Origin of the sequence: Paenibacillus cucumis (ex Kampfer et al. 2016) (genome assembly GCF_019748695.1) — a bacterium.
GTDB lineage: Bacteria > Bacillota > Bacilli > Paenibacillales > Paenibacillaceae > Paenibacillus > Paenibacillus polysaccharolyticus.
This window is the reverse complement of record NZ_JACLIC010000018.1, coordinates 130,979-145,066: the sequence shown is the minus strand read 5'-3', so window position 1 is coordinate 145,066 and position 14,088 is coordinate 130,979. Positions and strand designations below refer to the sequence as shown.

9 protein-coding genes are annotated in these 14,088 nt (G+C 43.1%); 7 read left to right on the top strand and 2 right to left on the bottom strand.

What is annotated here, in order from left to right; all coding sequences use genetic code 11:
- The first annotated feature begins 152 nt into the window (after window positions 1-152).
- Window positions 153-3,290 carry an ATP-binding protein gene (locus H7T88_RS29030; protein WP_221788448.1) on the top strand — a complete coding sequence of 1,046 codons (3,138 nt, stop codon included), beginning with the start codon at window positions 153-155 and terminating at the stop codon, window positions 3,288-3,290.
- On the top strand, window positions 3,287-4,405 hold the full coding sequence (locus H7T88_RS10985) for a response regulator (protein WP_154891665.1): 1,119 nt from the start codon (window positions 3,287-3,289) through the stop codon (window positions 4,403-4,405). Before H7T88_RS29030 ends, H7T88_RS10985 begins: the two co-directional genes overlap by 4 nt.
- A 106-nt stretch (window positions 4,406-4,511) precedes the next feature.
- Here H7T88_RS10985 and H7T88_RS10980 read toward each other — a convergent pair whose 3' ends face one another.
- A complete protein-coding gene (locus tag H7T88_RS10980; RefSeq protein WP_221788447.1) occupies window positions 4,512-5,684 on the bottom strand; it encodes a DUF4317 domain-containing protein in 1,173 nt (390 codons plus the stop codon).
- A 178-nt stretch (window positions 5,685-5,862) separates the two neighbouring features.
- Between H7T88_RS10980 and H7T88_RS10975 the strand changes: the two genes are divergently transcribed.
- The 4 genes from H7T88_RS10975 (at window position 5,863) to H7T88_RS10960 (ending at window position 11,340) form a co-directional block, all read left to right on the top strand.
- Window positions 5,863-8,667, top strand: a complete 2,805-nt coding sequence (locus tag H7T88_RS10975; RefSeq protein ID WP_221788446.1) for an AAA family ATPase — start codon at window positions 5,863-5,865, stop codon at window positions 8,665-8,667.
- Window positions 8,664-9,590 (top strand): hypothetical protein, encoded by a 927-nt coding sequence (locus H7T88_RS10970; protein WP_221788445.1) that lies wholly within the window; start codon window positions 8,664-8,666, stop codon window positions 9,588-9,590. Before H7T88_RS10975 ends, H7T88_RS10970 begins: the two co-directional genes overlap by 4 nt.
- 376 nt (window positions 9,591-9,966) lie before the next feature.
- Complete coding sequence (locus H7T88_RS10965; RefSeq protein WP_221788444.1) at window positions 9,967-11,136, top strand: glycoside hydrolase family 27 protein; 1,170 nt, start codon at window positions 9,967-9,969, stop codon at window positions 11,134-11,136.
- Window positions 11,137-11,340, top strand: a complete 204-nt coding sequence (locus H7T88_RS10960) for a hypothetical protein (protein ID WP_090923182.1) — start codon at window positions 11,137-11,139, stop codon at window positions 11,338-11,340.
- Here H7T88_RS10960 and H7T88_RS10955 read toward each other — a convergent pair.
- On the bottom strand, window positions 11,337-12,173 hold the full coding sequence (locus tag H7T88_RS10955; RefSeq protein ID WP_312027606.1) for a helix-turn-helix domain-containing protein: 837 nt from the start codon (window positions 12,171-12,173) through the stop codon (window positions 11,337-11,339). The two genes, H7T88_RS10960 and H7T88_RS10955, sit on opposite strands and share 4 nt — an antisense overlap.
- A gap of 198 nt (window positions 12,174-12,371) precedes the next feature.
- On the opposite strand from H7T88_RS10955, the gene H7T88_RS10950 reads away from it, so the two are divergent.
- Entirely contained in the window at window positions 12,372-13,907 is a 1,536-nt protein-coding gene (locus tag H7T88_RS10950) for a carboxylesterase/lipase family protein (RefSeq protein WP_221788440.1), read from the top strand.
- The last annotated feature ends 181 nt before the right edge of the window (window positions 13,908-14,088 follow it).

Sequence of the window (14,088 nt, the reverse complement as noted above, 5' to 3'; positions counted from 1 at the left end):
ACATATCACACATTCGAATTATACAAAATCACAATAAACAAAAAATAAACAAAGAATTTTGTCGATATTGAATTGCACCCCTTGGGGATATCCGCTACAATGCCGATAGAATACTAGAGATGATTGGTAATCTCCCAAAGGAGTAGCAGAACGTGTTATTACGAATTTCAGGTGTTGTTCTCACCGTGATACTTGCTGTTACGTTGCTGGTTCTATCCACGGCAAGAGAACCGCAAGCTGCCGCGCTCCATGCCCGTCAAGGCATTCTGGATCTATCGACCTGGAATCCGAAACTTGAGAATCGCATCAGGCTGGACGGTGAATGGGAATTTTATTGGAAGAAGCTATTCCCCGTTCCGGCCCATATCGCGGATCAAAAACAACAAGGAACACTAGCATCCCCTGATGCTTATGCCGAGGTTCCTGGTACTTGGGGACCCGTTCGGGTAGGAGATGAACGATTACCGTCCTACGGTTTTGCTACATACCGGCTTGTCCTAAGAAATACACCCGTTGAAGGCACTCTTGCCATCAAGAAAAGCAACATTCGCTTTGCCAGTGAAATTTACGTCAATGGCACCAAACTGATGGAAGACGGACAAGCCGTGGAAAAAAATGCAGGATACCAGGCAGGCAATTCACCACAAATCGCATTTTTCCCGTATCATGGCGGTGATATTGAAATACTGGTTCGGGTCGCCAACTATGACTATCCGAATGCAGGCATCTCGGGTCCGCTTTTTTTTGGAGAACAGGCTGCCATGCTAAAAAGCCATCAGAACCGCACAGCCATTGAACTGGCAACTATGGCTGTATTGGCTACCATATCCATCATTTTTCTCATCAGTTATTTGGGATCTGCGCTATATCGAAACCGGGATGACTCTCTGTTACTGCTCGGCCTGGTATGCCTGTTGTATGCCCTCTACAATGGCATGATCAGTGAACGAGTATTGGCAGCAGCAAGCACAGATCTTTCATTTAGTACGTTATATAAATTAAAGGATTTTTGCTCCGTTGCCTGTCTCGGCTTGTTGATCTTTTATTTCTACCGTTTCAGAACGGGCATGTTCTCAGGGGTTCTCACTTCTGTAACGCTGTTTATTTTTGGCGCATATATCAGTTTGCTCGTACTCTTTCCTATCTCCGTCTACGTGCTTACCGCACCTTATGTTATCGGACTGTACACGTTGATTCTGCTATGGCTTTTGGTGCAATGTGCTTTGCGGTTTGTGCTTAGCGAGAAGGGAGAACGGTTATCAAGCTTTCTATGGTACGCAGCCATGCTCTGTATCACGCTGTACTGTCTGGACATCAACCTGTTCTCGATCTCACTAAAGGAAAACGTTAATATCGGACAGGTATGTATCGTACTGTTCAGCATCCTGATGTTATTTCTAGCCGTCCTGCGGCTCTTCGAGGCCTATCTTACGGTTCGCTCTCTGAAGGATCAGCTTCTCCTACTCGATCAGGTTAAGGATGATTTTCTATCCAACACGTCACATGAGCTCAAAACACCGCTCAATGCCATCGTTAATATTAGTGAAAGTCTGCTCAAGGGTTCGGAAGGCCCGCTCACCGATGAACAAGCACATAATCTGGCGATTGTGACGGGCAGTGGCAGACGTTTGACGTACCTAGTGGATGAGCTGCTGGACTATTCCAAAATGAAGCATGGGGACATCTCACTGCACCGTTCAGCCACAGACCTGTCCTCCTATGTCGAATCGGTGTTGCGCATGCACTCCTTCCTGCTTGGTACCAAAAAGGTGGAACTGATCAACTACATCCCAGCCTATTTCCCGGCAATTTATGCAGACGGGAATCGTCTTGTTCAGATTCTGCACAACCTGATCGGTAATGCCATCAAATTCACGGAACAGGGTTCTGTCCGGATAAGTGCTACACTCGTTCAGGGAAAAGCAGCACTGCGCATTACCGATACGGGACGCGGCATCAGCCCCCACAAGTTGGAGCATATCTTCCTGCCTTTCGAACAGGAAGCAGACGCGGGGCCAATGGTTGCCGGAGGCACAGGTTTGGGTCTAAGCATCACGCGCAAACTTGTTGAGATGCACGGAGGAACCATTCACGCCGAATCAACGCTGGGTCAAGGCGCCACATTTATTTTGACGTTCCCACTGGCTGAAGGTAAAAAAGAGAAACGTGCCAACGTGACGCCTTTCAGCATGGCGCCTACGGTTTCGGGAAATCGAGCACTGAGATATGAAGAACCTGTCATTATGCAAGGGGTACGGAATGAGTGGATTCTCGTGGTTGACGATGATGCAGCCAATCTGCAAACGATCGTGAGTATGCTGAAGCTGGAAGGGTACAGTTATGCCGTTACATCCCGTTCCCAATCGGTAATGATGCTGCTGGACAAACTTCCTGCCGTGCATCTGGTGATTGCCGATATCATGATGCCAGGCATATCAGGTTATGAATTGCTTGATCGGATTCGGGAGCGCTTCTCCCCTTCCGAACTCCCTGTGCTCATGCTAACCGCAGGCAATAAAGCTCATCAATTAAAGCTTGCGCTGGAGAAAGGTGCCAACGATTTTGTATCCAAGCCTTTTGAGTCGGAGGAATTGCTTGCACGGATCGGGGGTCTAACCCGGATGAAAACATCTGTTCAGGCTGCACGCAATGCCGAAATTTCCTTTTTGCGGTCCCAGATTAACCCGCATTTTCTGTATAACGCCTTGAATGCCATTGCCGAATTATGTGTGGATGCGCCAGATGAGGCAGAACGATTGATTTTACAATTATCCAGTTATTTGCGAGGCAGTGTTCACTTCAAACATCTGGATTCCAAGACCAGTCTGGAGAACGAACTGGGTATGATCGAGGCCTATGTAGCCATTGAACAGGCACGCTTCGGATCAAGACTCGAAGTCATTATTGATGTAGATGCTGATGTGGATCGAACTATGCAGATTCCGCCGCTGATTCTGCAGCCCTTGATCGAAAATGCTATTCGGCACGGTCTAATGTCCCGTGTTGGCGGCGGCCGTGTGATGCTATCTATTCGCAATCTCAGCGAAACGGAAACCAGATTTACCATTGAAGACAACGGCATAGGTATGACGAAACAGAAAATGAAAGAGCTCCGCCAGGTCGCCGATGGTAGCACAGGTGTCGGTTTATGGAATATATCCAGCAGACTCAAACTGCTGTATAACAGGGATTTTCGGATGGAAAGTCATGATGGTGAAGGAACCCGTATTACGCTCGATCTTCCCATTCAACACCAGAGTATGAAGGGTAACGGGGGGTACATTACATGATAAAAGTAATCATCGTAGACGATGAGGATCTATCGCTCAAACGACTAAAACGGATTTTGACTGAAAGTGGAGCCATTGAGGTATGCGAAGTATTCCATGATCCCGAGAAAGCTTGCGAATATGCAGCAAATCACAGTTTTGATGCTGCTTTCCTGGATATTACCATGCCACGAATCTCCGGGATGCAACTGATCGGCGAATTGCGCAAGCATCACCCCTCCCTGCCGATCGTGCTGGTGACAGGATATGAGGAATATGCCGTACAGGCTTTTGAAAAAGAAGTCATCGACTATATCATCAAACCTGTGACAGCCGAGCGTGTAAGTCGTACGATTCAGCGCTTGCAGCAACTTCTCCGGGACACAGCTATCTCATCGGAGCCGGTATCCCCATCCCCACGTCTGACTGTGCGGATGTTAGGCGAATTTACCGTGCTTGATGGAGCGAATGTGGACATCCCTGTGAAGCTACGAACGCCGAAAACAGAGGAGTTACTCGCATTTCTTTTATGTGCGAAATCGACTAGCCGTGATGTACTGGCTGATACGTTATGGAAGGATCTCAGTCCGCAGAAAGCCTGGACTAATATCAACTCAACACTTTACTACGTCCGGCGTGCGGTTGGAGATAACAGCGATGTTCCCCTTATCCAGAAGGATCGAAACGGGATTCGGATTGACCGGGATTCCATCGATTGTGATCTGTATGAGTTTGAAGCGTTATTTCGCCAGATCCGTCAAACTTCAACCTATTCACCTGAGATGTTCGAAAGAATAGATACCTTGTACCGGGGTGAACTTTTGAAAGGGCGGCATTATGAATGGGCACTCGCATGGTCAAGGCAGCTCGAGAGGGACTTCATCACAATGATGGAAACGGCTGCTCAATATCATATCCAGCAAAAGCAACCCCTGCGTACACTGCATTATTTGGATCGAATTCTGCAGATCGATTCGATTCGGGAGGATATTCACCGTGAAAAAATCGTGATCTATCTTTCGCTGGGGCGGCGGACTGAAGCCCAGTGGCAATACCAGTTACTCGAGGAATCGCTTCACGAGGAGCTTGGCTCCCGCCCAGCAGCCGATATTCAGCTGTTGTTACGTCAATCTTAGCTGAGACAGACACAAAGACAGAGACAAACAGACCAAGACAACAAAGCCCAAGCCTGGCGGAATGACCGCAAGCTTGGGCTTTTTGAATGTTTAAGCTGAAGTTTATTTAGAGATTCTCCGTAGCCAGCGTGAATCCCTCAATCACCGCATCTTCATCCACTTCAATCATAATACAGCGTCTTCCCTGATAGTTGACTTGTCTCACATATTTGAGATCCTGCGGACTGATCGAGATGGTCGCCACCTTGGTATCAATCTTGATTGATTTGGAAGTGTACTTCGGCATCACGCTGTTCGCCTTCAGTTCATAGTTTTTATTGTCGACGATTGTTTCGAATGCACGTTCCACTTTCTCGGTGGTCAGTTCTTCTACGCCGCTGGCTGTAAGCAGACGTTCTACGTCTTTGTAATCCAACTTCGGTGGCTCTTCCTCATGGGATTCCTCGTTCACTTCAATAACCCGGTTGATCTCTTCATATACATGAGCCAGGGTTGTGGCATCCATCTGCTCACCCGTGATTTCTTTGACGATATCCTCGAATATTGCGCGCTCCTCCAAGGCCGTCACCGAACGTTCCCCATTCAGCACATTTTCAACAAAATGAGGGTCCGGGAAATTGGATTTGCCCGTGCAGTACAGCACACGATTTACGTCGGAATAGTTGTCCGTAACGCTTGGATATAGGAAACCCTGTTCCGGCGTGCTTAATTTGATGATCGGATCAACGATGATGTTGTACTTGAATTCCCGCTCTACATAATCGAAGAGCAGCGTCTTCCGCTGTTTCTCCGTGGAATTCACACTACACAGGATGAAGGGATGAGCAAAGACCTCATTTTTCTCGCTTTCCTCTGTTGCCTCATTTCTCGCCTTCGTTGGCAGATAATACTGCCCTTTAATAAACGTAACCACCATATCCCGTTCAAACTTGGCATCAGCCATCATACGATCGACAAGCAACAGCATCAGATCCTGCCACTCATCCGGGTCACCTGTGACGAGTGCCTGGTGAAGCATCACCTGTGCCGGCTCCTCCGCTTCTTCTTGGAACTTCAGTTCGAACAGTTTCTGATCCAGTTCACCTGTCAGCAATTTTTTGAAATTACCCATGTATAACTCTTGCTTCTCCCGATCCACCAGTTCAAACGGATGACGTTCCCAGTGATAGACTTCATTGGTTTCTTTCGTAATATAGACATTCAGGATGTCGTAAATGTTCAGCAGGTCATGATCCAGCTTGAATTGTTTGCGAATGTGCGCGACTTCTTTTTTATTCATGATTCGTTAGACAACTCCTCAAGTAAATTGGCTTTACAAGTATAAACGATAAAAAAAAGCTTCGCCAGAAGGATAATCTTTGTAACCGATTTTTACCATATTTTAACTTCACTCTTTTAATGACCCTAAATAATATATAGTAAGCAATTAAATTTATTAAAGAAAGGAATCTTCAATTATGGAGGAACAACAATTAAGAAAAATCAAAAAAGCAATAATGAATTTTCAACAATACATACCCGCAGGAAAAAAAAAATTGTTAAAGATTGACTCTATGAATATAAAGGAGTTGTTATCTTCTTTAGATAATGTCTTTGAATTGGAAGAACAAGCTATAGAAGTAGTACATTCCAGGCCATATGTAACTGACGATTATGAGAATGATATTATGTTTTTTGCTATACAATTGTTAGATTCCATGGTATCAAGCCACAATGAACTTAAGACCTATGATGAATATAAGAATTTACTTCGCCACAGACATGTGGCTTATGGGTTTTATAATACGATCGAGCAAAAACGTATAAAAGTAGTCGATGTGTTGGATGACCTTCTAATAGAAAGTTTGCTCTACTCAGGCTTGGTTAAATTCTACCAAAATTACTTTGGGACTTTCACGGATAATCAAAGAGCAATCAAATTTCTCTGTAAATTTTATCCTAAAGACAACAGTTCAATTGGACAAAAAGAAAAAGATGCTACAGTTAAAGCAATTTATAGACATATTACTAATGCTGGAACACCAAGTGATTTCGGTTTCGCCTTCAGTGGGATTGAAAGTATTCGGGAGAATATAGAATATCTTCCTGTAGAAATTATTGATCTTTTACTTCAAAAGTACGAGTTATATAAAATCGTTAATAAAGGTGTATACAGAAACCAAGTATTCACCATCATTAATTACTCTGCATTACCTGTTTCAGAAAAGCAAAAATATAAATTCAGTTTTTTGGACAGTTTACTTATAGCAGATTTAATGAACTCTGGTCTTTATCAAAAATACGGAGTCCAAGAACATTTAATTAGAAATTATCTTCATCTCGATGAAAATCTAACGTCGGACAAGCTTGGATTAATAATAGATAATCATAAAAAAAGTATTTATGGCTATTGGACAAATTCTTGTGCTTTCGATAGACAGTTTATCATAGATGAAAAAGCAATTATTAATATGCATCTTCATTCTGACAATAAACAGGTATCTATTACCTACATAGATAATCCTAGTACAGAGGTAATTTTCGAATACTCCTATCAAGATTGGATGTTAGATAACTACCGCTCAATAGAATCAGAACAAAAAGTTTTGGAATTCATAAATGAAGATTATTCAAAAGAATCAGAGTACATTCACAGGCCTCTTAAGTTTTCACTTCTTTATCTTAATCGTTATAGAGGTATTAAATCTCAGCTAATTGATTTTGACCATAAATTCACTTATGACGTTAACACTAAAGAACTCAAAATTTCATTAAACTCCGATGAGATCCCAAACTTTTATGGAAATAAAGTCTACTCACTTTCATGTATAGTTGGCAAGAATGGTATGGGCAAAACCAGTACGGTAGATTTTTTACGAGATACTTTTTTCCGTCTTATCCATATCATAAAAGAGAAGCGTATTTCATGTAATAACGGAGTCGTAAATGAACTTGAATATGAGCCTTATAAAATAATGGAGAATAACATCGAATTTTTTATTGTATTCCATTTAGGAGATCAACCATATTATTTGACAAATATAAACAGTACCATGACTTCAGGTGCCCATTCCTTTAATCACAAAGCATATAAAAGTAGAAATGAATTAAGCAAAGTTGTATATTTCTCAAGTATGCTCAGTGTTAATCAAGATAGTCTATTTGATATTGAAGAACTGATAAAAAGAGAAAAAGAAGACAATGAAGAGGATTATGCCAAATCTCTTATTGATTCAAGGCACGTTGATTATTCTGAAAATTCAAGTTTCATTGAAAAAAGAAATGTTATAAAAAACGCTATAATTAATAAAGATACACGAGACAGGCCATCTGAAACATTCAACAAGGATCTATGTTATCAACTTGCTTTTTTAGACTATTTGGTACAAGAGGAACTTTTGAAATATTTTGATTTCCCAGAAGATAAGAATTTTTTTGTGCTAAGTACCTTATCTGAACCTCCTGAAACACAAATATTAGTTGAAAATCTAGATGAAAATCTTAACTCTATAAGTCAGTTTCTTACTTTACCTGATGCCAAGCTTGGACATTTTTCATCTGGACAGCATGCTAAATTTTCTTTTCTATCTAAGCTCTACTGGTTTCTAGAGGGGCATGGAAAGTATTCAAAAACTTTTGAGAATTTAGCTGGGACCCAACTTTTTAGTGATGATCAAGCATTACAAAAAGGAGAAACTGCACTTCTATTTGTCGATGAAGGAGAGCTTTATTATCACCCCGAATGGCAGCGAAACTACATTAAGATTCTTATTGATCTCATACATGCTTCAAAAACCGAATCTAAGTTCCAAATCGTTATTACGACAAACTCACCATTCATTATCTCTGATGTTCTTAGTGAGGACATTTCTTATCTTTCAAAAGAAGATACCGAGTTTGACCAAACATTTGGCCAAAATATACACAAACTCCTTACACATAATTTTTTTATGAATTACACCATAGGTGAATTTAGTCGTAAATTCATTGTAGATGTCAGTGAATTACTGAGTCCTGATGAAAACAATAACATTAAGCCCAAAATCAGCACATTTCTAAAACAATACTTTGACACTCCTTTTGAATCTGAACAATTATATGAAAAAATGAGCCAATTGATTAATAAAATTGGTGAACTAGTATACAGAGAAAAACTGATGCTCACTCTTAGCCAAAAGTTAGGTGAGGATGCTGAGTTGGATCTTTTAGTTAAACAGAGAGATGAACTAAATCTCAAGATTAAACAGTTTAAATTAATTAAAGAAAGGAAAGAGACAGAATGATTCAAATTCAAAATTATTCAGAAAAGTTTGAAAGTGAATATTGGAAAGCTGTTATTGACAAAATCCCCACCCCTTGTCAAAAACTAATTTTGAAAAGTTGTAAAAAATATCTACCCACTAACTTCTTTGATGAGAGCAGTGATGAATTTAAGACCCTACTTCTTGCACCTTTGCAAAAGTTAAAGGAAGCATACTCCTTTATCAATGAAAATAGCCTTGAAATAATGAATAAAGAATCCTTTATAAAATCAGATAAAAATAATCCTCCTATGAAGAAATTATATAAAAAACTACATGACTCCTACTCAATTATTGCAAATTCGGAGGTTAACAAGGTTTCTGTCCGTGTTAGATTAGTTCGAAGTTCCGGTCTTAATGTATGCCCCTATTGCAATAGAGATTATATCAATTGCAGGGCAGACAATGTTGCAGGAGCACAATTAGATCATTTCTTTAGTAAAGCTAAATTTCCTTTGTTTTCAATTTGCCTGTATAATCTAATACCAGTGTGTGGAAATTGCAACAGAATAAAGGGGGCACAGAAATTAGAATTCTCCTCTCCTTTTGATAGTTCAATCAACTGGATCAATGATATAACGTTCACTTATGATGGAACCACTTCAGATGATATGAAAATTATTGTAAAAACAGAAAGTGGTACCGAACATAATATTGCAGGAATGAGAATTCGTGAAGCGTATCAGATTCATAGCACTGAGGTACTTGAACTAATCGAAAAAAAACAGATGTACAACAACACACAAAACGAGGAAATTCAAAAAGTATTGGGCAAAATCAATTTATCTGATTCAGAAATCAAAAAAATTATTTTCGGACCCGAAATTACTGAGGACCAATTTAAAAATAAACCTCTTACAAAGATGATGTATGATCTACATAAGGAATTGAAAATTTATCCCTGACCATCTGCAATTTTCTGAGAATTATACGGGTTATATTACATAGTGATGGTAATTCAATATTTGTCGCCTTTCGAGATATCGTATTTCACGGTATCTTTATTTTTACTCTTAATGTACACATCCAGATCAGAATTAACAGTGGGACACTAGCTCCCCTCAACATACATTATCTCCTTCCATATACCATTTATTAACCTAAACAACATTTGTCCATGTCCAAGCAACGTCAGGCTATGGTTGAAATGCCCCTTAATCCGTTAAGTTCATGATAGTTATACATGATAATTAATCCCCCTATTTGTAACATGGAGAAGATGGCATTAGGTTTTTTTTAAAAAATTTAGGAATCAGGACAAGGAAGGAAGCGAGTCAGATCATGAGTATTAACACCAATGCAATGATGGGATTTGCCCCTGCGCTGGGCTGGAATTCATGGAATACGTTTACGTGGGACATCAATGAGCAATTGATTCGGGATGTTGCCGATGTGTTTGTAACGGAAGGATATCGTGACGCCGGGTACGAGTACATTGTCATTGACGATTGCTGGAGCCTGAAGGAGCGGGATGCGGACGGCAATCTGGTCGTAGACCCTGCCAAATTCCCGAGTGGAATGAAGGCGCTTGCAGATTATATTCACGACAAAGGTTTGAAGTTTGGCATGTACTCCTGTGTCGGAACACATACTTGTGCCGGGTATCCAGGCAGCTTCGAGCATGAATTTCAGGATGCGGCATTATTCGCCGAGTGGGGCGTGGATTATTTAAAATATGACTACTGCTTCAAGCCGCGCCATATCTCTGGCGAATTGTTATACAAACGCATGAGTCTTGCGCTCAAAAACTGCGGCCGCGATATTCTTTTCTCCGCCTGCAACTGGGGAGAGGACAATGTCTACGAATGGATTCGTGAATCAGGGGCCCATATGTACCGTTCCACCGGGGATATCCGTGATAACTGGGATTCGGTCAAAGAGCTTGCTCTTTCACAGCTCGGAAAACAAAGCTATACGGGCTCCTTCTGCCACAATGATATGGATATGCTCATCGTTGGTATGTACGGCGGAAGTAACAATGACTTTATCGGTAGCATTGGTGGCTGCAACGATATTGAGTACAAAACCCATTTCTCCCTCTGGTCGATGATGGGTTCACCGCTTATGATTGGGTGTGATGTGCGCAAAGCCAATCAGGTTACCAAAGACATTTTGCTGAACCCCGATCTGCTTGCCATTAATCAGGACGCAGAGGCACGCGGGGCTTACCGCATCAAACCTGAGCCGCAATGGTTCCATACCGATGATGTATTCATGCTGGTGAAGGTGCTTACGGACGGTGATCTAGCGATTGGTTTCTTCAATCTGAGCGACAGCCAGCGCGAACTATCCCTGCAATTTTGGGATATGGGACTGCCTTACGCATCAGGCTACTCCCTGTCTCTCTATGACTGCTGGGAGCACAAGGAACTCGGTGTATTCCGCGAGCGTTATGCTCCCGTCGTAGCGGCCCATGATTGTCTCGTCGTGCGAGCCAAACTGGTGAAATAAATGGCACAAAGCCGGCTGTGCACCAACTGTCAGGTTCCGCTCACTTCCGACGATGTCGGCATCTATCTGAAATTAGTCTCATTAACAGCCCGGCAATTTGTCTGCATCGACTGTCTTGGGGTGAAGCTGAATTGCGGGCGGGAGCCGATTGAGAAGCTCATTCGTTACTTTCGTGAGTCCGGGAACTGTGCACTTTTTCGCTAAACGTTACTTGTAAATGTCTTACTAGTTATTTTTTTCTGGTGCAACATCATATATGCAGATGGCGTGTATGATGTTGCCTTTTTGAATACCCTAGAAAAATAAAGCGGATCATTATATCCTACCGAATATGCTATGGATTGAATGGACAATTGAGATGACTCAAGGAGCTCGCAGGCACGCCGGATACGACATGCCGTTATGTACGTTGACACCGATTCACCTGTAGCTTCCTTGAACTTGCGGAACAGGTAACTTCGCTCCAGATTTACGGCCTGTACAATCTCTGCTACCGTCAAGGATGATTGCCAGTAGTTTTGCTCGATATAAGTTTTCGCCATCCATACCTCATCTCTGGTTTCTGTCTGCTTCTCGCTCGGAAAAAATTCAATGTAATAGGACAGTAACAGCTGCAAACGTGCATCCGCTCTTAATACTTCACTTGGTGATGCACCTGCATTCCAGGCCAAATGAAACCACATCTCCATCGTTTCCGGTGCGGCTGGCAGTACAGGGTGCTTAACCGATAGTTGTGTCAAATCTACGATCCGCCCTGCGTCTCGTCCGTTGAACTCAATCCATACGTACTCCCACGGGTCCGCCGGGTCGGGGTAGTAATAGATTTCTTTTTGCGGAAAAATGATAAAGCTCTCTCCGGCACCCAGCCGATAATGCTGGCCTCCGGTTTCCAATGTACCCTGCCCTCGAATGATGTAGTGTAGCGCATAGACGTCACGTACACCTGGTCCCCACTGATGAAGGTTTACAGGTTTGTGTCCGCCGCTGATAAAAAAAAACTGGCTCGCCCTGCTCCCGTCTCGCCATAATGTGTCCACGTCAGCAACTCCTTTCGTGATCCCAGTCATTATATATCATTATGAGGGGTTATTGGTTTAATTTCGATGCTGGAAACAACGCTTCAAGTTGCTTATGATAGAAACAGAGGGCATATTGCCCAGCAGATTTGTAAGCGCAACCAAACATCTTGGATCGACATACATGAACGATGTTCAATTCAGAGAGGAGAATGTTGTGTGCTTAGAACTGTTACGGTCGAAAATGGTCAAGTTCAGGGACTGCCTGCCGCAGATCCACGTATTACAAGCTTTAAAGGTATTCCGTTCGCCGCGCCCCCTGTAGGCCGGAATCGCTGGCGTGCGCCACAGCCTGCTTCCGATTGGGATGGTGTACTGCAAGCCTTTGATTTTGCACCGACCTCCATGCAGGCACCAACCGTCATTGATGATAATAACATCTATACGCGAGAATGGGCGGTTGATCCTGATCTGCCGATGAATGAGGACTGTCTGTATCTAAATGTGTGGACACCTGCCAAACGAACCGATGAGAAACTACCGGTCTTTGTCTGGTACTTTGGTGGGGGGCTCCAAGTCGGTCACACGGCCGAGATGGAATTTGACGGTGAACGCATTGCGCGCAGAGGCATTGTGGTCGTGACCATCAATTACCGCTTGAATGCATTTGGTTTTCTGTGCCATCCAGAAATCAGTGCGGAGTCACCTCACGCACCGGCGAATTTTGGACATCTGGATCAGCAGGCAGGAACAGCCTGGGTGAAGCGTAATATTGCCGCGTTCGGCGGTGACCCGGATCAAATTACAATTGGGGGACAGTCTGCTGGCGGTGGCAGTGTTCTTAGTCAGATGACCTCTCCGCAAAATAAAGGCCTATTTCAGCGAGCTGTCATCATGAGCGGTATTGCAACAGAGTTATATCCAAACGTTCCTGTACCCGCTGTTCGCAGTACGCTGCGAGATGCCGAGCAGAAAGGCGTTGAATTTTTTCGTTTCCTTGGTGTATCTTCTCTGGATGAAGCCAGACAGCTGGATGCCGTCACACTACGGGATAAAATTCTGGAATATCGAAGCTTCTGGGGAACGGTCATTGATGATCAGTTCTGTATAGGTGATCCGTTCACTCGTTTCATGCAACATAAGCGTGAACTTGTTCCCGTCATGCTTGGGCATACGTCCTCCGAGTTCTGGACCCGGCCTGCGGTAAACAGTGTGGAGGAACTGAAACAGATGGCTACAGAGCTATTTGACGAGGATGCTCCTTCCTTTTTAGAGCGATGTGAAGCCGATACTGGCGATCTGGATCATGCCTTACAGCTGGCTTCTGTGCGCATGATTGAACATGCGATTCAGCTTGTAATCCGTTCTAATAGCGGTCATCCGTCGGAAACACCGCTCTATTATTATAATTTCGACGCAGACATTCCGGGCTGGGATCAACCAGGCACGTTCCATTCGGTCGATCTGTGGTTCTTTTTTGAAACACTCGCCAAATGCTGGCGTCCTTTCACGGGTAAACATTATGATCTGGCACGCCAGATGTGTAACTATCTCTCGAACTTCATTGCGACAGGTGATCCCAACGGCTTGGACTCCACCGGTAAACCACTTCCCTACTGGATTCCGAGCAGCACCGAGCAGCCGTATCGCATGGAATTTGGTGATCTGGCCCAGCTACAGCGTGCCGTACCGGAACGTGTGCTTGAATTGATCATTGAGCAGTATTTTAAAAAGCAGACTGAACCTGTAGTTTGATGTAGTTGCTGTAAACCACATCGTTCTTGAGCAAACTTCAGAGTATCCGTCCTAAACGCATATCTGCTTCTTCCTTCAGCAAGTATCTGTCCGACAAAAAAGAGCCATGCAATATGCACGGCTCTTTTGGTCTTGTCTATCTTATATTTCTCTTTTTTCTATCTTACCATTTAGCTGTTTT

Excerpts from the sequence above, each read along its gene's own strand:
- H7T88_RS10985 (WP_154891665.1), top strand. The coding sequence starts at position 3,287 with ATGATAAAAGTAATCATCGTAGACGATGAGGATCTATCGCTCAAACGA.
- H7T88_RS10980 (WP_221788447.1), bottom strand. The coding sequence starts at position 5,684 with ATGAATAAAAAAGAAGTCGCGCACATTCGCAAACAATTCAAGCTGGAT.
- H7T88_RS10975 (WP_221788446.1), top strand. The coding sequence starts at position 5,863 with ATGGAGGAACAACAATTAAGAAAAATCAAAAAAGCAATAATGAATTTT.
- H7T88_RS10970 (WP_221788445.1), top strand. The coding sequence starts at position 8,664 with ATGATTCAAATTCAAAATTATTCAGAAAAGTTTGAAAGTGAATATTGG.
- H7T88_RS10965 (WP_221788444.1), top strand. The coding sequence starts at position 9,967 with ATGAGTATTAACACCAATGCAATGATGGGATTTGCCCCTGCGCTGGGC.
- H7T88_RS10960 (WP_090923182.1), top strand. The coding sequence starts at position 11,137 with ATGGCACAAAGCCGGCTGTGCACCAACTGTCAGGTTCCGCTCACTTCC.